Genomic DNA, 21,343 nt, shown 5'->3' with positions numbered 1-21,343 from the left:
TTTTGATTCTTATTTTTAATAAGAAAGAAATACCTTTGCTTAAATAGTATCAACTAAAATTTTAAGCATGCGTAATTTTATATGGAGTTCATTAGCGTTCTTTTGTTTAATATCTGTTTCTTTTTCTCAAACAACAAATATTGAAAAAGGATCGTACTTATCTACAAATCAGGGACGAAAAATAAAGCTAAACTTATTAGATGACAATAAATACGAATTGGTTTTCTATTCCGGTAATTATGAGATTAAAGGTGATTCATTACTATTCAGCCCAAGTGTAAAAGCAGACAGTGGCTTTGATCTTGCTTTTAAAAATGATAAAAAAGCAAAAAAAGTTAAGATAAAGTTCTTAAATGCAGCTTACTATTATTCTTTCTACATAGGGACACAAAATGGTTCCGGAGATGTTCAATATCAGAGATTGTCAGACATTAGAGAGAAAGTGAACCCTGCTGATGATAAACTAGATATAGATTTTGAAATTGATCGAACTGAGTACTTGTATTTGGTATATGAAGAATATGGAGGAGACAGTAAGGTTTCGAAATTTGCTCTGCCAAAAGAGGTGTCGGAAGTTACCATTAAATATCAGGCTGATGCTTTAGCTGATCTGAATATTTCCGGTTTTTTTAATAGAAAAACAAATGAGTTAATGATTTCTGAAAATTCAGGAAAAAACCCGTTAGTTTTTCGTAATACAAAAGATACTCAGCCGGAAAAAGTTTCAAAAGTAGTCCCGTTAGAAAATAAAACAATCCCAAATTGGACTTATCCGGGAAAAGAACCTTTAGTAAGTGATGATTTCGGGACAGCAACTGATTCTACTGTTGTAGCAGTAGACACAACTACTCCTGTAGCAACATTTGATTTTAAGTTTAAAATAGAAAACAATCTAAAAAGTGCACTTGCTTCAACTGCAACTGCTAAAACTAAATTTTTGGTAGTAGCAGTTGATAACAAAAATACTGCTGCAAAAGCTGATTTTGATACTTTTATTAAAGATCAGGAAACTCAGGTAGGATATAATATGTACGATTCATACCATCCTGAATACGATTTGTTTAATTATTATTTGGCTACAGCCGATGATAAAAAATGGTTAAAAACAAATAAAGTAACAGAGACGCCAAGTGTGGTTGTTTTGAATAATATTGGAGATATTCTAGCCACTGCTAAATCTAATTTAACCGAAAAACAGTATCAGTTTAATTATTACGATGGTTTATATAAAAAATTGCAAAGAGCTGATGGTTTGTTGGTGTTTAATAAAACAGTAAAAAATAAAAAAGCAACGGATGCTGATTTGATTTTAGCTTTTAATAAAGTCGCTGCTCTGGAAATCCCGTATGATTATGATGCGGATTATACTACTACAGCGGATCAAAATCCAACCGAGTTTAAGTTTGTAACTACTAATGTAGATAAAAAAGAGGTTGCTCAAATCTGGAAAAAACTGATTGAGACCCATCAAAAAGATACAAAACCAAATATGTATCTGGTAGAAACTATCCTGAAAGAAATAAAAAATCAGGGATTTTCGAAACAGTTTTTTAAAACAGATAAAGTTTTAACGGATATTGATTTTCTTGCGATAGAGTATCTGATCAAACATTACGATGCCATCGATGCAGAACGTGCTGCTTTTACAGCTAAAGAAGGCGAAACGCATGTAATAGGAAATTTAAATAACGAGATTGCAGCAGCATTACGGCAAAATAAATATGTTACCGAAAATGATATCGCAGTCGAAAAAAATGCAGAAAAAACAATTTCAGTTTATAAAAAGCTAATCGCAGCAGGAAAAGGAAACTTTGAAAGTTATCAAAATTATTTTGCTTATTTAGCAGAAGCACAAGATAGAGACGGTTCTAATACTACTTATTTAAAAGAGTTTACTACTTATTTTAATGCTAATTTGGCAACGGATAAAGGAAATGCTATTGAAAGATTAGACGAAATGTTTACTTCATTGGATCCTAATTCTGATTATTCTTATAACGGATGGAATGCATTCAAAGAATATCATTCTAACTTATGTAATTCTGCTGCATGGACAGTAGTTTCAAAACCGGGAAATTTAAGTTTTGTAAAATCAGCCATTGCCTGGTCTGAATATAGTTTGGTTGTCACTAAAAACAATCCTTATTATTTAGATACTTTGGCACAGTTGTATTATAAAGACGGACAAAAGGAAAAAGCGATTCAAACACAAACTTTAGCAGTTAAATATTTGAACGATGATGTAGAAGAAGAAACAGCTACAGAAATAAAAGAGACGTTAAGCAAGATGCAGAACGGAACGTATTAAAATTAGAAAGCCTTTGAATTATTTTCAAAGGCTTTTTTTTCAGTTCTTGATTTTTACGAGCACTTTTAGACTGTAATTGCTGAGTACTTTTTTGCTGTCTTTAATTTTACCATTAACGGTAAGATATGTGATCAGAATTTTATACTTTGGAGTTTCTATCTCCTGAATTATTTTTTTGTCTTCATTGTAGCTTTGATTAAAACCTGAAGTCTTATTTACAAAGTCACTAATCTGCAACGGAATTTGATCCTGATTAATTTGTAGATGAATGCCGTAATCTTCAGTCGTAGCTTTAATAGAATAGTTTTTATTATCGATCATTATGCAATTCTTGCATTCGAAGTTTTTATTGTAAGAAGAAAGATTAAATGCCATATCATACCCACTGATATTTTCTATGGTATTTCGGTCGTTTTCATAATAATAGTAATAAAATTCGTTTTTGTATTTATCTTTCTTATCATAGCTGGATCGATATTCATAGCCTAAGGCTTCCATTATTTTGTAATCACCGGGAGACTGCTCTTTTTTAAGAAGTGCTTCAAGTTTTCCTTTGGCATACGGAATCATAACTTCTATACCATAAGTGCTTTCCAGGAAAGAGACAATACTGCTTAAGTCCTGTTCTTGTTCGAAAGTGAGTTTTTTATGATCTAGGTTTTGCATGTAAACTGCAAAACGGGATAACTGACTGATTTTTGAAATAGAATTGGCACTTTGCGGGCCAGCAATAGAAAACAATCCCGCCAAGCACAGACTTATAGGGATGAACTTTATTTTAGGTTGTTTTTGAATTAGAAAATAAGCTACAACGATAGACAGCCAAATTGATAATAACAGCACATAATAACGTTCGTGTGTAAATCCGTAAAGATTGATTCGGTACAAAATGGCCCAAAAAAGCAGTCCCAATAACGGAATTAATAAAAAATAAAACCAACGATTGAATGTTCGCATCCAGAGATTAGTAGTTTCAGTTGCAATTGGATGAACTAATAAAAAAGAAAGAATTCCGAAAATGGCAAATACCAGAACGAGATACGAAACCCATCCAACAGGTAAGGATAATGTTACCAGTATTTTAGCTTCATAGCAGATTAAAATGACAAGATAAAGACTTATTAATGGTAGTAAAACATATTGGGTGAAGTTTTTGAGCCCTTTTGGATAATTTAGAACCAAAGGAACTTTACTGTTATTGGTTTCCGGAACGCCACTTAAGAAGAAGATCGTATTGAATATTCCTGCAATAACAAAAAAGGTATGAAAGTAAATATGATCATAGAATTCAACCTTAAATAGTTTGTCGATAGCCAATACTGCTAATGCTAGACCGGAATAAAGTACAATGCTGTATAATCCTGCAGTTAAAATTCTGAGGAAAAGTTGCTTATTGAATTCCCAAAACTCATCCTGATGGTAAGATCTTGGTAAGAAACCGGCAAATGAAACTAATAAATGCAAAGCAATATTAAGTACGATAAATTGCTGTATTTCTACATCTGTAATGTATTCGTGAAAATTAAAAACAAAGAGTACAATTAAACTCCCTAATAGGATACTGGTTACGAAACGCAGAATAATATTTTTTTTTGAGGCTAAAAAAAACAAGCTAATAGAAAGGAATAAAACCAAACATAATGAACAACTCATTAATGCTTTTTGATAAAGCTCTTTGTTTGGATCATTGTAGCTTTTTTCATTAAAAAGTATAGCGATAATAGTTCCTGCAATTGCTGTTATGGTTTCTAAAGGAAATCTGAGAACTGTTTTTATTGTTGCGTTTAGAACGTTTTGTAATGAAGGAAGTCGGCTCATTTTTTAATCAGTTATTTTGTATAAAGTAAGTTAAATTGTAAGGGATAACCAAATAAAAATGATAATGACAAAAAAATGTCTCTTCGATTTTATGGATTTAATATTTTAGTAATGTTTCAGAGGTAAATAAGCGCTTTTTTCTCTATAAATTACTAAGTTTGGAATACTAAAATTAAAACGTATGAAAAATAAAATGATCCTCGTTTTGATTGCTTATGGAGGAGTAGTTTTTTCTCAGGCAATTAAAAAACCGCTAGTTTCAGCAATTACAGATAAAGACCTTAGAACCGATATGTATCAGATGGCTGGCGATCATTTTAATGGTCGTGAAGCAGGAACTTTAGATGAGTTAAAGGTATCGATGTGGCTGGCCAATAAGGCTAAAGAAGCAGGAATGGCTCCGGCAGGTGATGACGGAACTTATTTCCAGTTTTTTGATTTGTACAGGCATCAGGTAACTCCAAATACAAAATTTAAAATTGGACAAAAACAATATAAATTATGGAAAGATGTTCTGGTAGCAGAAACCACCAATATTAAAGTAGATGCGCCCATAATTTATTTAGGAGCTGCAACAAAAGAAGAGATTGAAAAGGCAGATATCAAAGGAAAAGCAGTTGTTATATTAGCTTCTAAAGAGGGAATTGCAGATGATATTTCGCTGTTTGACAGACGTTATCCTGGCCTTGTGAGAAATAAATATTATGATCTTGTTGCTAAAAAAGGTGCTTCGGCGATGATTATGGTAGCGGACAAGTTAGGCGAGGAAAGTTGGTCACAAGTAGAGCCGCAAATGACAAGAGGTATATATGGAATTGAAGGTTTCCGTGATAAAATTGGAGCAACGATGCCTGTTTTTTGGGTTCATAACGATCAATTAGAGTATTTAAAAACGACTAAAGATCTTTTATCTACAGAAGTTATTTCTGAAACCTACAAATACCCTTCCGTAAATGTGGTGGGTAAAATTGAAGGAACAGATACAAAATTAAAAAATGAATATGTTCTTTTTAGCGGACATCAGGATCATGATGGGGTAAGACAAAAATACGGTCAGGATTCCATTTATAACGGAGCAGATGATAATGCCAGTACTTGTGTTGCCATGTTAGCGATTGCAAGAGCCTATAAAAAACAACCCGGAAAAAGAACTTCTCTATTTGTATTTCACGGTTCAGAAGAGCGTGGTTTGTTAGGCTCAAGATGGTATGCAGCACACCCTACTGTTCCTGAAAAGGACATTATTGCAGTATTAAACGGAGATATGATTGGTAGAAATAATGTAAATCAGGCAGCTCTTTTAGGTTCCAGTTCACCTCATGAAAACTCTTCAGATTTAGTTGCCATTGCGAAAAAAGCAAACGACGAGGGTCCGAAATTTGACCTGGATAAACTTTGGGACAGACCAGAACATCCGGAATATTTTTACTTCCGTTCAGATCACTTGCCTTATGCAAAAAGAGGAATTCCGTCTGTTTTCTACACCAGTGTTTTGCACAGTCAATACCACACACCAATGGACGAATCTGAAAATATTGATTTCGTAAAATTGCACAAAATGACCGAATGGATCTATCGTACAGGCTGGATTTTATCGAATGATGCCAATCGTCCTAAAACATTACCAAACGTACAATTAGAGCGATAATACTAAAGGTTTAAAAGAAAAATCCGTTTTATCTGCGTTATAATTCGATGCTGATTTAACGGATTTACTTCGTAAAGACGCGGATAAAAACAGATTTTATATTTGAAAACTTATTTAACCTGCTGAAAATAAAAAAAAGCTTAATTATTTTATATTCTGTGTTCAACGCAAAAAGAAAAAAATCCGTTTTTATCAGCGTTTTCGCGATAGCGAATCTGTGTCATCTGCGTTGAATTATACATAGATTTAAAATTATTAACTAAAAATAAAAGAGGCTGTCTAAAATAAAATAGACAGCCTCTTTTTATGTGTAAGAGCAACTAGTTGTCAAAAAATCTAACAATCTAAGTTAGTCTAATAATCTAAATTTACAATCCAAATTCAGCTTTTACTTTGTCTACGAAATCAAGTTTTTCCCAGGTAAACAATTCTACAGTAACCGTTTTTACATTTCCTCCCGGAGCCGAAAAAGTTTTAGTTACCACTTCTGGTTTACGTCCCATGTGTCCGTAAGCAGCAGTTTCGCTATAGATAGGATTTCTTAATTTCAAACGTTGCTCAATAAAGTAAGGACGCATATCAAAGATAGCCTCTACTTTTTTAGCGATTTCACCGTTAGTTAAGTTGACTTTAGAAGTTCCGTAAGTATCAATAAAAATACCCATTGGTTCAGCAACTCCAATTGCATAAGAAACCTGTACTAAAATTTCGTCAGCAACACCGGCAGCCACTAAGTTTTTAGCGATATGTCGTGTAGCATACGCAGCACTTCTGTCTACTTTACTTGGGTCTTTTCCGGAGAATGCACCACCACCGTGAGCACCTTTACCACCGTAAGTATCCACAATGATTTTTCTTCCTGTTAAACCAGTATCTCCGTGAGGTCCTCCAATAACGAATTTTCCTGTTGGGTTAATATGGTAGTTGATTTTATCATTGAATAAATGCGCGTGACTTGGATTTTTAGCAATGATTCGTGGAATCAGGATTTCGATAATATCTTTTTTGATTTTAGCCAGCATTGTAGCTTCTTCATCAAAATCATCGTGTTGGGTAGAGATTACAATCGCATCAATACGAGTTGGTTTATTATCATCGCTATATTCTAACGTTACCTGAGATTTTGCATCCGGACGTAAATAAGTGATTTCACTGTTCTCACGTCTTAAGATTGCTAATTCCTGTAATAAGCTATGAGATAAATCAAGTGCCAATGGCATGTAATTTTCAGTTTCGTTAGTTGCGTAACCAAACATCATACCCTGGTCTCCCGCACCTTGCTCTTCTGGCTTAGCTCTGTCAACTCCTTGATTAATATCTGCAGATTGCTCATGAATTGCTGAAAGAATTCCACAAGAATTGGCTTCAAACATATATTCGCTTTTTGTATATCCAATTTTACGGATTACATCGCGGGCAATTTGCTGCACATCAAGATAGGTATTCGATTTTACTTCACCTGCTAAAATTACCTGACCAGTTGTAACAAGAGTTTCACAAGCTACTTTTGAGTCAGCATCAAATGCCAGAAAGTTATCAATTAAAGCATCCGAAATTTGATCTGCAACTTTGTCTGGATGCCCTTCACTAACAGATTCTGACGTAAATAAATAAGCCATAATAATTTATTAAATTAACATTAAGCGAGGAAAAGTAATTGCTGAAAGTGCTAAAGGAGGTATCCTGCTTTAGCATTTTTTACTACTGAAAATTTAATCTTCAGTATTCATAACGAACCATTTCATTATGAAGAGGTTGCAATCAGTTCAAATTTTTCCTCTTGTATTCGCGTGCAAAGGTATAAAACCATTTTGATTTGCAAATTAAAGTTTTGATTTTTTTGATTTTATAAGCAGAAATTTAACATAACATACTATTTTGATAGGGTAATAGAAATTATTTCTGTTTTTATTTGGCCGATTAGAAAATAGTTTGCAAATTTGCCCCATCAAAAGAACAGAAAAGATGAAATTAACAGTTTGCAATATGTCTTGTAAGATGCCGGAGCCTTCCGCAGAGACGCTGTTGTAGTTTTTTTTCATAAATACATATAGAGCCTCTGCCAACCGCAGAGGCTTTTTTTATTTCAAAAAGAACCAAATTGTAGATAAATTCTTAACTTTAAATAGTAATCAATCAAAAAAAAGCAAATGAAAAAAAATGTACTATTAGCATTAGGTCTTTTAACATTTTCAGGAATCTATGCTCAGGATAATAAAAAAGAGCAGGATACTTTAAAGAATAACGAACTATCAGAAGTAACGATAGTAGGATCCAGAAGTAAAAACAGAGTAAAAACGGATGTTCCTGTTCCGGTAGATGTTTTTAATATCTCAGAGATTACAAAGGGATCTCCGCAGACCAGTGTTACTCAGATCTTAAATTACGTTGCGCCTTCTTTTACCAGTAATGCAACTTCTACAGCAGATGCTACAGATCACGTTGATCCGGCACAATTAAGAGGCTTGGGGCCTGATCAGGTTTTAATATTGGTAAATGGGAAACGAAGACACTCAAGTGCATTAGTAAACATTAACGGATCGCCGGGAAGAGGATCTGTTGGAACAGATTTAAATGCAATACCATCATTCGCTATTGAAAGAATCGAAGTCCTGCGTGATGGAGCAGCCGCCCAATATGGTTCGGATGCAATTGCTGGGGTTATAAATATTGTATTAAAAAAGAATGCTAATTTTATTTCAGGAGGCATACAATACGGTACCAACTTATCTTCAGGATCTAATAATTTTAAAGGAGGAGCGGATGGTCAGAATTTACAGGTAGATTTAAATTACGGAACCTCTTTAGGCAAAGCCGGGAGTTTTCTGAATATTACAGGTAGTGCCGTGACCAGGCAGGCAACAAGCAGGGCCGGCATTAGAAACAATGCTCTTTTTAATGCGTATAATGCTGTCGAAAACAGAGCGGCTCAAAATGGTGTTGCGATTAACTCCTTGTTTAGTAATATCAATACGACTCCAAATTCAGCACAGATTTTGACTTCACTAAAGCAATACGCGCCACAAGTGAGCTATTTTACACCTGCACAACAAACGGCAATTTCATCGGCTACGACACTTACTCAGATGCAAACGGCTTTGAATTTTGATGTAACTAATAATGAAATCGCGTACAGAGGCCAGGAAAGAAGCGATTATAATATGAGTGTTGGTCAGTCAGAATTGGCTTCAGGACAACTCTATTATAATACCAAATATCCTTTGACAGAAACTACAGCTTTGTATTCTTTTGGCGGAGTTTCGTATAGAAATGGTAAATCGTATGCTTTTAACAGGCTGCCAAATGGTTCCGGTACTTTTACGCAAGTGTATGAAAACGGATTCTTGCCAGAAATCCAATCTGATATTTTAGATGCTTCATCTGCGGTTGGTGTTACAACAGAATTATTTGGTTTTGACACTGATCTAAGTACAAATCTGGGTACGAATTCTTTTAAATATGATGTAAACAATACTATCAATGCTACTTTGGGAACCAATTCAGCTACCAGTTTTGATGCCGGTAAAGTTTCCTTTTTGCAAAGTACAACCAATTTAGATTTTAGTAGAAAGCTTGATATTTTAGAAGGATTAAATGTTGCTTTTGGTGGAGAATTCAGATATGAAAATTATCAAATTAAAGCAGGAGAAGAAGCTTCTTATGGGTTATATGATACAAACGGATCTTTGGTTTCCGGAATTCTGCCTAGTAATTCACCTTTAATAGTAACGGACTTTTTTGGTAACAAACGCGGAGCAGGAGCACAAGGATTCTCTGGGTTTCAACCTTCAGACGCAAAAATAAAAGACAGAAAAAGTGGGGCAGCTTATGTCGATTTAGAATTGAATGCAACGAAAGAGTGGCTTATAAATGGAGCTGTTCGTTATGAGAATTATTCTGATTTTGGAAGTACTGTTATTTTTAAGCTGGCCTCTCTTTTAAAAATAAACGATAATATCAATTGGAGAATTTCAGGGCAAACCGGTTTCAGGGCACCATCATTACAACAAAAATATTTTGAGGCAAGTTCTACTCAGTTTATAAATGGTTCTCCTTATCAGGTAGGCTATTTTACAAATGATTCTCAGGCGGCTAAAAGTATTGGAGTTGAAAGTCTGAAACCTGAAAAATCTAAAAGTATCAGTACAGGATTTACGTTTAAAATTCCTGAAGCAAATATTACGATTGCAACAGATGCGTACTTTACGAGAATTAATGACAGAGTAGTGCTAACAGGACAATATGCCAGACCAACAGATGCGCAAATAAGTGCAGCAACATCGCCGCAACAACAAGAAGCATTGACTTTATTTCAACAGGCATTTGATCTAAAAGGAGTAGAAAGAGCTTCGTTCTGGACGAACGGAATTGACTCTGAAACTAAAGGAATTGATGTGGTGATTTCTCAGAAATACGATGTGATCCAGGATTTTACTATCAGAAATGATTTTGCATTAAGCTACAATACTACTAAAAGAGTAGGGAAGTTAAACGTTCCTCAATCTATTATTGACGCAGGTGGAGATCCTTACATATATTCGTTTTTCCCGGAATCAAGCCGAATTTACTTAGAAGAAGCAATTCCTAAATTAAAAGCAAATTTGATGACTACCTTCAATATCAAAAAACTGGATATTTATTTAAGAAACAGTTATTTCGGAAAAGTGACTGATCCGGGAGCGACAGATGTAAACTTAGACGGATCCTCTTCCGTTTATGAGCATCCGGAATACAGTTCAAAAATTGTCACCGATTTATCTTTTGGATATCAAATCAACGAAAAATTCAGATTGACACTTGGATTTAATAATATAGGAGATGTTTATCCGGACAGAAATAATCCGTCAACTCCTGCATTTACCAATACAACACCAACTTTGTCTCCTGCACCAAGCACTGATTTAACAAATGCAAATCAGTTTGCTTATTCAAGAGCGGTATCCCAATTTGGATTAAACGGAAGATTTGGTTTTGCCCGATTGAGTTTTAAATTCTAAATATAAGATTGGACACAGGTTAAACGGATTTGAACAGATTTACACCTTTTTTTTAAAATCATTTTAATCATTTATCCCGATAACTACCAGGAGTGGTTAAATTTTTAAGTGATAGGATTAAAATAATCTCTGCAAACCTGTTCAAATACGTATAATCTGTGAGCTAATTTTTTAAACAAGAGTACCAGTATTTACAGGGCTTTAAAAAAAAATAATGTTAATTATCAATTTTTAATTTGGTAGATCTAAAAATAATTTCTATATTTACTCTATCGAATTAGTCGAGTTTAAAAATAGAGAATTAATTTAAATAAAATGAAAATGAAAACAATAGCGAATAATATGATGATATGTTGTGAGATGATGCAAATGTGCATCCCAAATCGCTGTTGCCAAAAGTGAAAGAGTAAATCTTTGTTATAGTTAGAGCTATAAGCCCTTTTGGTAGCCATCCGAAAGGGCTTTTTTTTATTTCAACATTTTTAAATTATACATTATGAAAACATTAAACTCAATCGCAATAGAATATTTACTGAGAAACGATTCTCAAAAAAGCAATAACAGATCCGAAGAGATAACAAGAGAAGTTATAAGAATAAATGCAGAGCAGCATTTAAAAGCTCAAAAATCATTACTGTTTCACATGTATGATCTTGAAGAAGAAGGAAATTTCAATTTTAATTTCAAAAATCAACTACAATAGTAATTAAAATAACAATTACAATTACAAAATATAAAGTATTAACAATATCTAAAAACTAAAAAATCATGAGCACACAAAAATTCGCAACAAACGCACTACACGCAGGACACGATGTTACTAAAAATGCAGGAACCAGAGCAGTGCCAATTTACCAGACATCATCATATGTATTTAATGATTCAGATCACGCTGCCAATTTATTTGGTCTTGCCGAAGCCGGATTTATTTACACCCGATTAAATAACCCTACAAACGATATTTTAGAACAGCGACTGGCGGCACTTGAAGGCGGAATTGGAGCTGTAGTTACAGCATCTGGAGCATCAGCAATTTCTACAACATTATTAACTTTGTTAAAAGCGGGCGATCATATTGTGGCTTCAAATAGTTTGTACGGAGGGACTTATAATTTGCTAAATGTAACTTTACCTCGTTTAGGAATTACAACCACATTTGTAGACCCTTCTAAACCGGAAAACTTTACGAAAGCGGCTAAAGAAAATACAAGAGCCTTTTTTGTAGAATCTTTAGGAAATCCAAAATTAGATGTATTAGACCTGAAAGCAATTTCGGCGGAAGCCAAAAACTTCAAAGTACCTTTTATTGTAGACAATACAGTTGCTACTCCTTATTTATTGAACCCAATTGAATATGGAGCTGATATTGTAATTCACTCATTGACTAAATATATTTCAGGAAACGGAACTTCATTAGGAGGTGTTATCATAGATGCAGGAAAATTTGACTGGTCTAACGGAAAATTCCCTGAATTTACAGAACCTTCTGCAGGATATCACGGATTAGTGTATCATGAGGCTTTAGGAAATGCTGCTTTTATTGCAAAAGCAAGAATCGAAGGTTTACGTGATTTTGGTGCAGCACTGAGTCCGTTTAATGCATTTCAAATTATCCAGGGATTAGAAACATTACCAATCCGAATTCAGAAACATAGCGAAAATGCTTTGGCTTTGGCCTCTTGGTTAGAAAAACAAGATGAGGTAGTTTGGGTAAATTATCCAGGTCTTAAAAACAATAAATATTATGATTTAGCACAGCAATATTTACCAAAAGGACAAAGTGGTGTAATCACTTTTGGACTAAAAGGTGGTTTTGATGCCGCTAAAAAAGTAGTAGATCAAACGAAATTGTTCTCGCTTCTGGCCAATATTGGTGATACAAAATCATTAATCATTCATCCGGCAAGTACTACGCACCAACAATTGTCTGATGCTGACCAACTAGAAACGGGAGTTTCAAAAGATTTAGTACGTCTTTCTGTTGGAATTGAAGATATCGAAGATTTAATAGCTGATTTGCAAGCTGCTTTCGCAAGCGTTACCCAATCGCAATACAGCATTAATAAAAATTAGGTTTTTTTGTTTTTTGTTTGAAAAATTGCCTTTAGTAGCGTGAGTTCTGCTAGAGGTGATTTTTTATAAAAACACAACATATATTTTCACCATATAAGTGATATAAGTTCATTTTTGCAGAGGCGAACAGCTTAGTAAAGACCCACAACAGTGCGTCTAAATATATAGAAACAGTAGTACTTCTAAATCCATGCGTTGATAATTAAATGAACTTATATCACTTACATGGTTTAATCAAACCCAATAAATTAAAAAATTATGTCAAAGCTTAAAATAAATATCATCCTTTTTGGAATTGGAAATATCGGAAGTACTTTGATCAATCAAATTATAGAAAGTCAGGAGTTTTTTCTCGAAAGTAAAAATGTCGATTTTCATTTTCCAATTATAACGAATTCAACTGTTGCTTTTTTTGAGAAAGAAGGCGTAGGATATGCCTGGGAAACCAATTTCTTAGAATTGGCAGTTCCTTTTAAAGTGCAAGATATTATTGAATTTGCCAAAGAAAATGAATTTGAGAACCTGATTGCTGTTGATGCCACTGCTAGTGATGAATTGATAAGTCATTATAATACGCTGATCGAAAGCGGATTTAATATTGTAGCGGTAAATAAAAAAGCCAATACATTACCAATTGAACTTTATAAAGAGATCAGGGCAAATCTTAAGAAATACGACAAAGAGTTTTTATATGAAACATCAGTTGATACGGGATTTCCGGTTTTACAAACTTTAAGAGATTTGTATTACTCAGGCGAAAAAATTACGAAGATACGAGGTGTTTTTTCAGATAACCTGAGTTACGTCTTTAACAGGTTTGCAACTGAAGAAGCTTCTTTTTCTTCTCTTTTAAAAGATGCAAGTTTACTCGGATTGATGCGCTCTACTTTTAAGGAAGATTTATCCGGAAATGATACGGCAAGAAAATTACTGATTTTAACTAGGGAAATCGGGAAGGATTTCGATCTTTCTGATATAAAAATCAATTCACTAATAACAGAAGAACATTTAGAGAAAAATGGCATCCTGAATAAGGAAGCAATTGATCGCTACTTTAAAATTGCAAAAATTACCCAGGCTGACAATCATGTCTTACGCTATGTAGGAGAATTTGATGTTGAGAAAAATACATTAGAAGTCAAATTAATTTCAGAACCTGTTACTTCAGCTATTGGTCAATTAAAAGGATCAGATACCATTTTTGAGATTTATACACAATCGTATGCAGATGTTCCAATAGCAATTCAAAGTGCTTCGGCATGCAAACAGGCCATTTCAAGAGGGATAATAACGGATATTTTGAAAGTGGCCGAAAAAATTAAAAATAAAGAAGCAGTTTGGTTGTAAGTGGTCTCTAATAGTAGTGAGTTGTTCTTTGATATATTGAAACAGGAAAGTTCGTTATACTGATTTTTTGTAAGTTTTAACTTTCTTAATTTTGAAAAGCCAATTTTGTAAGATGTTTTTTAACGTTAAAAACATCTTTTTTAACGTTTTTTAAGATTAATTTGCTGATCCTCACTTGCATAATTGAAAAAATATTCGCACATTTGTAATACCTCAAAGCTACAGAAAATAAATTTAGCTATTTAACAAATAGTTATGTCGATCGGGACAAAAGTTGAATGAACTTTATTTCTTATTGATTTTTTGAAAAAAGGATAAGTTAAAAATATTTCAACAGTTTCGGGAAGCTTATAAAAATAAACAAATGCAAGAATTTTTTAAAATAGCAAGTAAATCAAAGATGAATAAATCCCTACAGATGAACAAGATGTTTAACGTCGCACGTATTTGTGTACGCGTCTGTTGATACTAAAAGTATATATAAGTTGTAAAAAAACTTAAACCCTTTTGGTATTCAAACCCAAAAGGGTTTTTTTATTCCATTTGGTGGCCATAACAAAAAATTAAACAAACAATAAAGATTATAAAACGCAAACTAACATAAACTTAAATATCATGAGCACATTAAACTACTTAACAAAAACTTTTTCTACATTGAAAAACTTGAGAGCTAAAAGAAACAATCCGCCACCACCAACAAATGAATTGGTACATCCTAGATTCGGGATAACAGAGGCAGATAAAATGGCAGAGAAAAAAGAGCCAAACTCATTATTGTTTTTGATGTATTCAAAAGAAAATGAAACACTTTTTATCTAAATCAAAAAGTATCATAAAATAGGGTCATACCTGCTTAATTTTACTGGGCAAATTGTTCGGTAATTTTTTGCGTATATTAGTTTTTAGTTGAATTATATTTAACAAATTACGGAATCAGTTTCGATAAAATTTGTTTGTTTAAGAAATTAGTAGTTAATTTGCACCTTTAAGTTCAAAAACGTATTGAAATGTTATAAAGAAAGGACGAGGGATTAGACCCGATGAATCCTTAGCAACCCTTCGTTAAATCGAAGAAGGTGCTGCATTCTACCACGCCCAAACGTGGAAAGATAACAACAAGAATTTTCTAGTTTCACTCTAGTACTTTCTTTCTAATATTTCCACATACAAATCAAAAATAAAAAGATTTGAAATTGGAAAATATACCAAGTCCCATAATAATTCAGGAATTCATCACAGAAAGTGGTGCATCCTACCATTCATTACCATTAAGTTTTTCCCTTTCTGGTTTGCCATTGCACAGCGCACCTATTGTTTTGGTCAATCATGCTTTGACCGGAAATGCTCAGGTTACGGGTGAGAATGGCTGGTGGAATGATTTAATTGGCGACGAAAAAACAATAGATACCCAAAGATATACCATACTGGCATTCGATGTTCCCGGAAACGGAAACAATTCGTTTATAATCGAAAATTATCAAGACTTCACAACCAGAGATATTGCCCGAATTTTTATAAGAGGTTTAGAGGCTTTAAATATTCAACAGGTTTACGCCATTATTGGCGGGTCTGTTGGTGGAGGAATCGCCTGGGAAATTCTTGCACTAGAACCTCAAATTACCCAAAACTTAATCCCGATTGCAACCGATTGGAAATCGACCGACTGGATGATTGCTAATTGTTATTTACAAGAGCAAATCCTGAACAATTCTTCAAAACCTATAGAAGATGCCAGAATTCATGCTATGTTGTGTTACCGCTCTCCTGAATCATTCAAAGAAAAATTTCAACGCACGATCAATAACAACCTTTCTGTTTTTAATATAGAAAGCTGGTTGGCGCATCATGGTAAGAAATTACAAAAGAGATACCAATTGTCATCGTATAAATTGATGAACCAATTGCTCAAGACCATAGACATAACCAGAAATAGTGACGATTTCGAAACTTTATTGTCCAGAACAAATGCAGCGATTCATATTATCGGAATCAACTCAGATTTGTTCTTTACACCAAAAGAAAATCGCGACACTTTTCAGGAATTAAAGAAGTTCAAAGACAATGTTTTTTACAGCGAAATAGATTCGGTTCACGGACATGACGCTTTTTTAATCGAGTACAAACAATTAGATCATTTACTTGCCGATATTTTTAAGGCAGAAACAATAGAAAAATAAAATGAAAATATTAAAATTTGGAGGCAAATCGTTATCAAACGGAGAAGGACTTAATAAAGTAGTTTCAATCATTTCTGATAAAGTAAAACAAGGAGAACAAATTGCTGTTGTCGTTTCGGCCCGTGGAAAGGCTACAGATGAATTAGATTATATTTTGAAACTTGCCGCCAAAAATGGTAATTACAAACCATTATTTGAGAATTTTAAAACCTATCAAATTTCAGATTATCCTCAGGTAGATTTTTCTGAAGAATTTACTATTTTAGAAAAGCTTTTTGAAGGCGTTAGCTTAATTGGAGATTACAGCAATAAAATAAAAGATCAGATTTTATCTAAAGGCGAATTGCTTTCGGCTAAATTATTGACCGCCATTTTAAAAGAAAAAGGAATTCCGGCAAATTTTGTAGATTCAAGATTATTATTAAAAACCGACTCGAAATTTGGTGATGCACAGCCTTTAGAGCAGCTTTCTAAGAAAAATGTTGTCAATTATTTCAAAGAACACAATGGTTCAACGGTAAATATTGTAACGGGTTTTATTGGATCAAACAACAATAACGATACGACAACTTTAGGTAGAAACGGCAGTAATTATACGGCATCGTTAATTGCGAATTACTTAAATGCCGAAGAACTTCAAAACTTCACCCATGTTGACGGAATTTACACAGCAAACCCTGATCTGGTTGCGGATGCTAAAAAAATCGAATTTTTATCATTTAATGAAGCGAACGAATTGGCCAATTTTGGAGCAACAATTTTACATGCCAAAACGATAATTCCTTTATTAGAAAAAAATATTCCGCTTCGTATTTTAAATACATTCAATCACGAAAATCGCGGGACTTTAATTACTTCAGATTCGGCTAAAGAAGGAATCAAAACCCTTTCGGTTTTAGAGAATTTATCATTGGTAAATCTGGAAGGACGCGGATTATTAGGAAAAGCTGGCGTTGATGCCCGAATTTTCAAGGTAATGGGTGATCACAATATCAGTGTAAGTATCATTTCGCAAGGTTCTTCGGAGAGAGGAATTGGATTGGTTGTCGCTACAGATAAAGCTACTACAGCCATGATCGAATTAGAAAAAGAGTTCGAAAATGACTTTTATTCTAAAGATGTCAATCAAATTACGGTAACAGATAATGTTTCGGTTATTTCGATTATTGGTCAGGATTTGAGTACTTTCCATAAACCGTACACCGCTTTAATCAAAAATAAAATTGTTCCAATCTTGTTTAATAACACTGTTACGGGTAAAAACGTGAGTTTGGTGGTTAAAAAATCAGAACTGAATAAAGCATTAAACGTAATTCATGGAGAGATTTTTGGAGTTTCCAAGAAAATCAATATTGCTATTTTCGGTCACGGATTAGTGGGAGGAACATTGATCAATCAGATTTTAGAATCGGCTGCAGCAATCGAAAAACGTAAAGACATTAAACTGAATGTTTTTGCTATTGCAAATTCTAAAAAGTTACTTTTAAACAAAAACGGCGTAACTTCAAGCTGGAAAAATGACATTCAGAAAGATGGTTTAGAATATACCATTAATGACGTGATTGCGTATGCAAACCAACATCATCTGGAAAATTTAATTGCGATTGATAATACAGCAAGCGCCACTTTTGTAGAAAATTATATTTCTTTGATTGAGAGTAGTTTTGACTTGATTTCTTCTAATAAAGTGGCCAATACGTTAAGTTATGGCTTTTATAAAGAACTGAGAAAATCTTTAGCAGATAATCAGAAGAATTATTTATACGAAACCAATGTTGGTGCAGGCTTACCATTAATTGATACAATTAAATTATTGCATCTTTCAGGTGAAAACATCACCAAAATAAAAGGGGTTTTCTCCGGAACATTGAGTTATTTATTTAATAATTTCTCTGCAAAAGATGCTCCGTTTAGTGAGATTCTGCAAGAAGCAATCGATAACGGATATACAGAACCGGACCCGCGTGAGGATTTATGCGGAAATGATGTAGGAAGAAAATTATTGATCCTGGCAAGAGAGTTAGATCTGCAAAATGAGTTTGAAGAAATCTCGATTCAGAATTTAATTCCGGAACATTTACGTGAAGGAAATGTTGCCGATTTCCTGACAAAACTAAAAGAATTCGACCCAATTTACGAGAAAATAAAAGCCGATCAAAAACCAAATCATGTATTAAGATACATAGGTGAATTGTCGGGTGATTTACAGAATGATAAAGGAATTCTGGAAGTAAAATTAGTTTCAGTGCCTTCTGATACCGCTTTAGGAGGATTAAAAGGGTCAGATTCTTTCTTCGAAATATATACTGAATCTTACGGAGATCGTCCAATCGTTATTCAGGGAGCCGGTGCAGGTTCTGCGGTAACGGCGAGAGGAGTTTTTGGAGATATTTTGAGATTATCAGATAAAGGGTAATTTGATTTTAGATTTTAGAGTTTAGATTTCTGATTTGAACTCAAACAAAAAAAATAACAACACAATGAAAGTAACCTTAAACAGAGTAAACGACGCGTTTCATTTTAAACTAAAAAATGAAAGAGGTCATGTAGTTGACGTTGATAGCAGAGCCGAATTTGGCGGAAGCGATTTAGGTGCAAGTCCGATGGAATTAGTTTTGATGGGAGTTGCGGGATGCAGTGCCATTGATATGATTTCGATATTAAAGAAACAACGTCAGGAAATAAAGGCATTTAATGCTGAGGTAGAAGGAGAGCGTGTGAAAGTTGGAGAAGCAACACCTTTTAAAGTAATCAATGTGGTTTTTTATTTAGAAGGAGATATTAATCCCGAAAAGGCAAAAAAAGCAGCACAACTTTCTTTTGAAAAATACTGTTCAGTTTCTAAAACAATTGAACCAACAGCTACAATAAATTACAAAGTTGTATTGAACAACGAAGCATTATAAAATTAAAAAATAAATCAATTTGAGAATTAGAGAATTTTTAGATTGGCTATAAAGATTCACTTGTTTAAGTTTAAGATGAAGATTTTGCTAATCGCGTAACCTGAAACTTTAAACCTGAAACAAAAAAACAAAAAAAATGAACGAACAAGAATTTGGCTTTGAAACTCTAGCCATACGTACACATTTAGAAAAAACACAATTTCAGGAACATTCAACTCCTTTGTATTTATCGTCAAGTTTTGTATTTGATGATGCAGAAGATATGAGAGCCTCTTTCACTGAAGAAAAAGTACGCAATATTTATTCACGATTTAGCAATCCAAACACAACCGAATTTGTAGATAAGGTTTGTGCGATGGAAGGTGCCGAAGCGGGTTATGCTTTTGCAACCGGAATGGCTGCAATATATTCAACTTTTGCAGCATTGCTGGAATCAGGTGATCACATTGTTTCTGCAGGAAGTGTTTTTGGGTCGACTCACGCGTTGTTTATGACTTATTTTCCAAAATGGAATATTGAAACCACTTATTTTGATATTAATAAACCAGAAACGATAGAGAGTTTTATTAAACCCAATACCAAAATTCTATATGCTGAAACACCTACAAATCCAGGCGTAGATGTAGTTGATTTAGAATTGTTAGGTTCAATTGCCAAAGAACACAATTTGATTTTAATAATCGACAACTGTTTTGCAACACCTTACATTCAGCAACCTATTAAATTTGGTGCACATTTAGTAATTCACTCCGCAACAAAATTGATAGACGGACAAGGGCGTGTTCTAGGAGGAGTTGCAGTTGGAGAAGCTGAATTGATACGTAAAATATATCTATTTTCAAGAAATACAGGACCGGCAATGTCGCCGTTTAATGCGTGGGTTTTGTCAAAAAGTTTAGAGACTTTGGCCGTTCGTGTTGATAAACATTGCGAAAATGCCTTAAAAGTAGCGGAGTTTTTAGAAAATCATCCTAATGTTGAGAGTATTAAATATCCGTTCCTAAAATCGCATCCAAAGTATGAAATTGCCAAAAAACAAATGCTTTTGGGAGGTAATATAATTGCCATTGAAATTAAAGGCGGAATCGAAGCAGGAAGAAAATTTCTGGATAAGATTAAATTATGTTCGCTTTCGGCAAATATTGGAGATGTAAAAACTATTGTAACACATCCGGCATCAACAACACATAGCAAATTATCTGTTGAAGAAAAGTTAGCTGTTGGAATTACAGAAGGTTTAGTACGAGTTTCTGTGGGTCTCGAAACCGTAAAAGATATTATTGCCGATTTAGATCAGGCGCTTTCTTAGATAATTTTAGATTTCTGATTTTAGATATTAGATTTTGAAAGTCTAATATCTAAAATCTAATCTTTTTTGTATATGGTCAAACCAAGATTACTCATTTTATCGGATTTATTTGGAGGAAAAAATCCGGAATGGGTAAAAATCTACATGAATTTATTGCAATCTAAATTTGAGATTCAATATTATGATGTGCTTGAGCTGGCAAATATTGATTCTGATAATTTTATCGAAAGTGAGATTCATAATCAATTTCTTAACGGCGGAATTGATAAAGCAGTCCAGAGTCTACTTCAATTAGAAACAGGAAAAATAGTTGTTTTAGGGTTTAGCATTGGAGGTACAATTGCCTGGAAAACATCTTTAAAAGGACTGAATATTACACATTTATTTGCGGTTTCATCAACAAGATTGCGTTACGAAACTGAAGTCCCCGATGGTATTATTAAATTATATTTTGGAGAAAAAGATCCTCATAAACCTAATCCAAAATGGTTTTTGGATTTGAATGTAGATAATAAAATTCTCGAAGATAATAATCATCAACTCTATTTGACAGAAAATAATATACCCTTAATTTGTAATGATATTTTAAAATCTGTACAGCAATAACGATTTTTGATTGTAAATTATATACAGTCTAAAAACGTTTTTTATTTAAACTATACTAATTTAGTAGAACTTAGTTTTTGATTGTGTTATTTTTCTCATTCAAAAAGCTTATTTTTGTTGCAGAAAAATATGAAGTTTGTAATTTTAGAAATAA

The 21,343-nt window shown here is 33.5% G+C and carries 14 protein-coding genes and 1 riboswitch; of the genes, 12 read left to right on the top strand and 2 right to left on the bottom strand.

Annotated elements, in window-relative coordinates:
• Positions 1-67: 67 nt before the first annotated feature.
• Positions 68-2,308 carry a hypothetical protein gene (locus ACQY44_RS10370; RefSeq protein WP_428230286.1) on the top strand — a complete coding sequence of 747 codons (2,241 nt, stop codon included), beginning with the start codon at positions 68-70 and terminating at the stop codon, positions 2,306-2,308.
• 39 nt (positions 2,309-2,347) lie between these two features.
• Here ACQY44_RS10370 and ACQY44_RS10365 read toward each other — a convergent pair whose 3' ends face one another.
• Entirely contained in the window at positions 2,348-4,126 is a 1,779-nt protein-coding gene (locus tag ACQY44_RS10365; RefSeq protein WP_428230285.1) for a DUF4153 domain-containing protein, read from the bottom strand.
• A 181-nt stretch (positions 4,127-4,307) separates the two neighbouring features.
• Here ACQY44_RS10365 and ACQY44_RS10360 point away from each other — a divergent pair, with 181 nt between their 5' ends.
• Positions 4,308-5,774, top strand: coding sequence for a M28 family metallopeptidase (locus tag ACQY44_RS10360; RefSeq protein ID WP_428230284.1), 1,467 nt, complete (start codon positions 4,308-4,310; stop codon positions 5,772-5,774).
• 368 nt (positions 5,775-6,142) lie between these two features.
• Here ACQY44_RS10360 and metK read toward each other — a convergent pair whose 3' ends face one another.
• Positions 6,143-7,393 (bottom strand): methionine adenosyltransferase, encoded by a 1,251-nt coding sequence (gene metK / locus ACQY44_RS10355; RefSeq protein WP_428230283.1) that lies wholly within the window; start codon positions 7,391-7,393, stop codon positions 6,143-6,145.
• A 531-nt stretch (positions 7,394-7,924) separates the two neighbouring features.
• Here metK and ACQY44_RS10350 point away from each other — a divergent pair.
• The 10 genes from ACQY44_RS10350 (at position 7,925) to ACQY44_RS10305 (ending at position 21,189) form a co-directional block, all read left to right on the top strand.
• Positions 7,925-10,771 (top strand): TonB-dependent receptor plug domain-containing protein, encoded by a 2,847-nt coding sequence (locus ACQY44_RS10350; RefSeq protein ID WP_428230282.1) that lies wholly within the window; start codon positions 7,925-7,927, stop codon positions 10,769-10,771.
• A gap of 496 nt (positions 10,772-11,267) precedes the next feature.
• A complete protein-coding gene (locus ACQY44_RS10345) occupies positions 11,268-11,474 on the top strand; it encodes a hypothetical protein (protein ID WP_428230281.1) in 207 nt (68 codons plus the stop codon).
• A gap of 65 nt (positions 11,475-11,539) precedes the next feature.
• Positions 11,540-12,844, top strand: a complete 1,305-nt coding sequence (locus ACQY44_RS10340) for an O-acetylhomoserine aminocarboxypropyltransferase/cysteine synthase family protein (RefSeq protein ID WP_428230280.1) — start codon at positions 11,540-11,542, stop codon at positions 12,842-12,844.
• Between the two features lie 258 nt (positions 12,845-13,102).
• Positions 13,103-14,191 carry an aspartate kinase gene (locus ACQY44_RS10335; protein WP_428230279.1) on the top strand — a complete coding sequence of 363 codons (1,089 nt, stop codon included), beginning with the start codon at positions 13,103-13,105 and terminating at the stop codon, positions 14,189-14,191.
• A 615-nt stretch (positions 14,192-14,806) separates the two neighbouring features.
• Positions 14,807-15,010: a hypothetical protein gene (locus tag ACQY44_RS10330; protein WP_428230278.1), complete on the top strand. Its 204-nt coding sequence runs from the start codon at positions 14,807-14,809 to the stop codon at positions 15,008-15,010.
• A 188-nt stretch (positions 15,011-15,198) separates the two neighbouring features.
• A riboswitch (SAM riboswitch) is annotated at positions 15,199-15,307 on the top strand.
• Between the two features lie 77 nt (positions 15,308-15,384).
• The gene (locus ACQY44_RS10325) at positions 15,385-16,368 is read left to right on the top strand and encodes an alpha/beta fold hydrolase (RefSeq protein WP_428230277.1); all 984 of its coding nucleotides are present in this window, start codon (positions 15,385-15,387) and stop codon (positions 16,366-16,368) included.
• Between the two features lies 1 nt (position 16,369).
• Positions 16,370-18,784, top strand: a complete 2,415-nt coding sequence (thrA, locus tag ACQY44_RS10320) for a bifunctional aspartate kinase/homoserine dehydrogenase I (protein WP_428230276.1) — start codon at positions 16,370-16,372, stop codon at positions 18,782-18,784.
• Positions 18,785-18,848: 64 nt separating this feature from the next.
• The gene (locus ACQY44_RS10315; protein ID WP_428230275.1) at positions 18,849-19,274 is read left to right on the top strand and encodes an OsmC family protein; all 426 of its coding nucleotides are present in this window, start codon (positions 18,849-18,851) and stop codon (positions 19,272-19,274) included.
• A gap of 136 nt (positions 19,275-19,410) precedes the next feature.
• Entirely contained in the window at positions 19,411-20,583 is a 1,173-nt protein-coding gene (locus tag ACQY44_RS10310) for a trans-sulfuration enzyme family protein (protein WP_428230274.1), read from the top strand.
• A 72-nt stretch (positions 20,584-20,655) separates the two neighbouring features.
• The gene (locus tag ACQY44_RS10305; RefSeq protein WP_428230273.1) at positions 20,656-21,189 is read left to right on the top strand and encodes an alpha/beta hydrolase; all 534 of its coding nucleotides are present in this window, start codon (positions 20,656-20,658) and stop codon (positions 21,187-21,189) included.
• Positions 21,190-21,343 lie beyond the last annotated feature (154 nt).

It is taken from the genome of Flavobacterium sp. (assembly GCF_965277525.1).
Taxonomy (GTDB): Bacteria; Bacteroidota; Bacteroidia; order Flavobacteriales; family Flavobacteriaceae; genus Flavobacterium.
The sequence above is the reverse complement of the archived record's forward strand: the minus strand, read 5'-3'. Positions and strand labels throughout refer to the sequence as shown.

What these genes read in the sequence shown, in the direction of transcription:
- ACQY44_RS10370 (WP_428230286.1), top strand. Translation starts at nt 68, where the DNA reads ATGCGTAATTTTATATGGAGTTCATTAGCGTTCTTTTGTTTAATATCT.
- ACQY44_RS10365 (WP_428230285.1), bottom strand. Translation starts at nt 4,126, where the DNA reads ATGAGCCGACTTCCTTCATTACAAAACGTTCTAAACGCAACAATAAAA.
- ACQY44_RS10360 (WP_428230284.1), top strand. Translation starts at nt 4,308, where the DNA reads ATGAAAAATAAAATGATCCTCGTTTTGATTGCTTATGGAGGAGTAGTT.
- metK (WP_428230283.1), bottom strand. Translation starts at nt 7,393, where the DNA reads ATGGCTTATTTATTTACGTCAGAATCTGTTAGTGAAGGGCATCCAGAC.
- ACQY44_RS10350 (WP_428230282.1), top strand. Translation starts at nt 7,925, where the DNA reads ATGAAAAAAAATGTACTATTAGCATTAGGTCTTTTAACATTTTCAGGA.
- ACQY44_RS10345 (WP_428230281.1), top strand. Translation starts at nt 11,268, where the DNA reads ATGAAAACATTAAACTCAATCGCAATAGAATATTTACTGAGAAACGAT.
- ACQY44_RS10340 (WP_428230280.1), top strand. Translation starts at nt 11,540, where the DNA reads ATGAGCACACAAAAATTCGCAACAAACGCACTACACGCAGGACACGAT.
- ACQY44_RS10335 (WP_428230279.1), top strand. Translation starts at nt 13,103, where the DNA reads ATGTCAAAGCTTAAAATAAATATCATCCTTTTTGGAATTGGAAATATC.
- ACQY44_RS10330 (WP_428230278.1), top strand. Translation starts at nt 14,807, where the DNA reads ATGAGCACATTAAACTACTTAACAAAAACTTTTTCTACATTGAAAAAC.
- thrA (WP_428230276.1), top strand. Translation starts at nt 16,370, where the DNA reads ATGAAAATATTAAAATTTGGAGGCAAATCGTTATCAAACGGAGAAGGA.
- ACQY44_RS10315 (WP_428230275.1), top strand. Translation starts at nt 18,849, where the DNA reads ATGAAAGTAACCTTAAACAGAGTAAACGACGCGTTTCATTTTAAACTA.
- ACQY44_RS10310 (WP_428230274.1), top strand. Translation starts at nt 19,411, where the DNA reads ATGAACGAACAAGAATTTGGCTTTGAAACTCTAGCCATACGTACACAT.
- ACQY44_RS10305 (WP_428230273.1), top strand. Translation starts at nt 20,656, where the DNA reads ATGGTCAAACCAAGATTACTCATTTTATCGGATTTATTTGGAGGAAAA.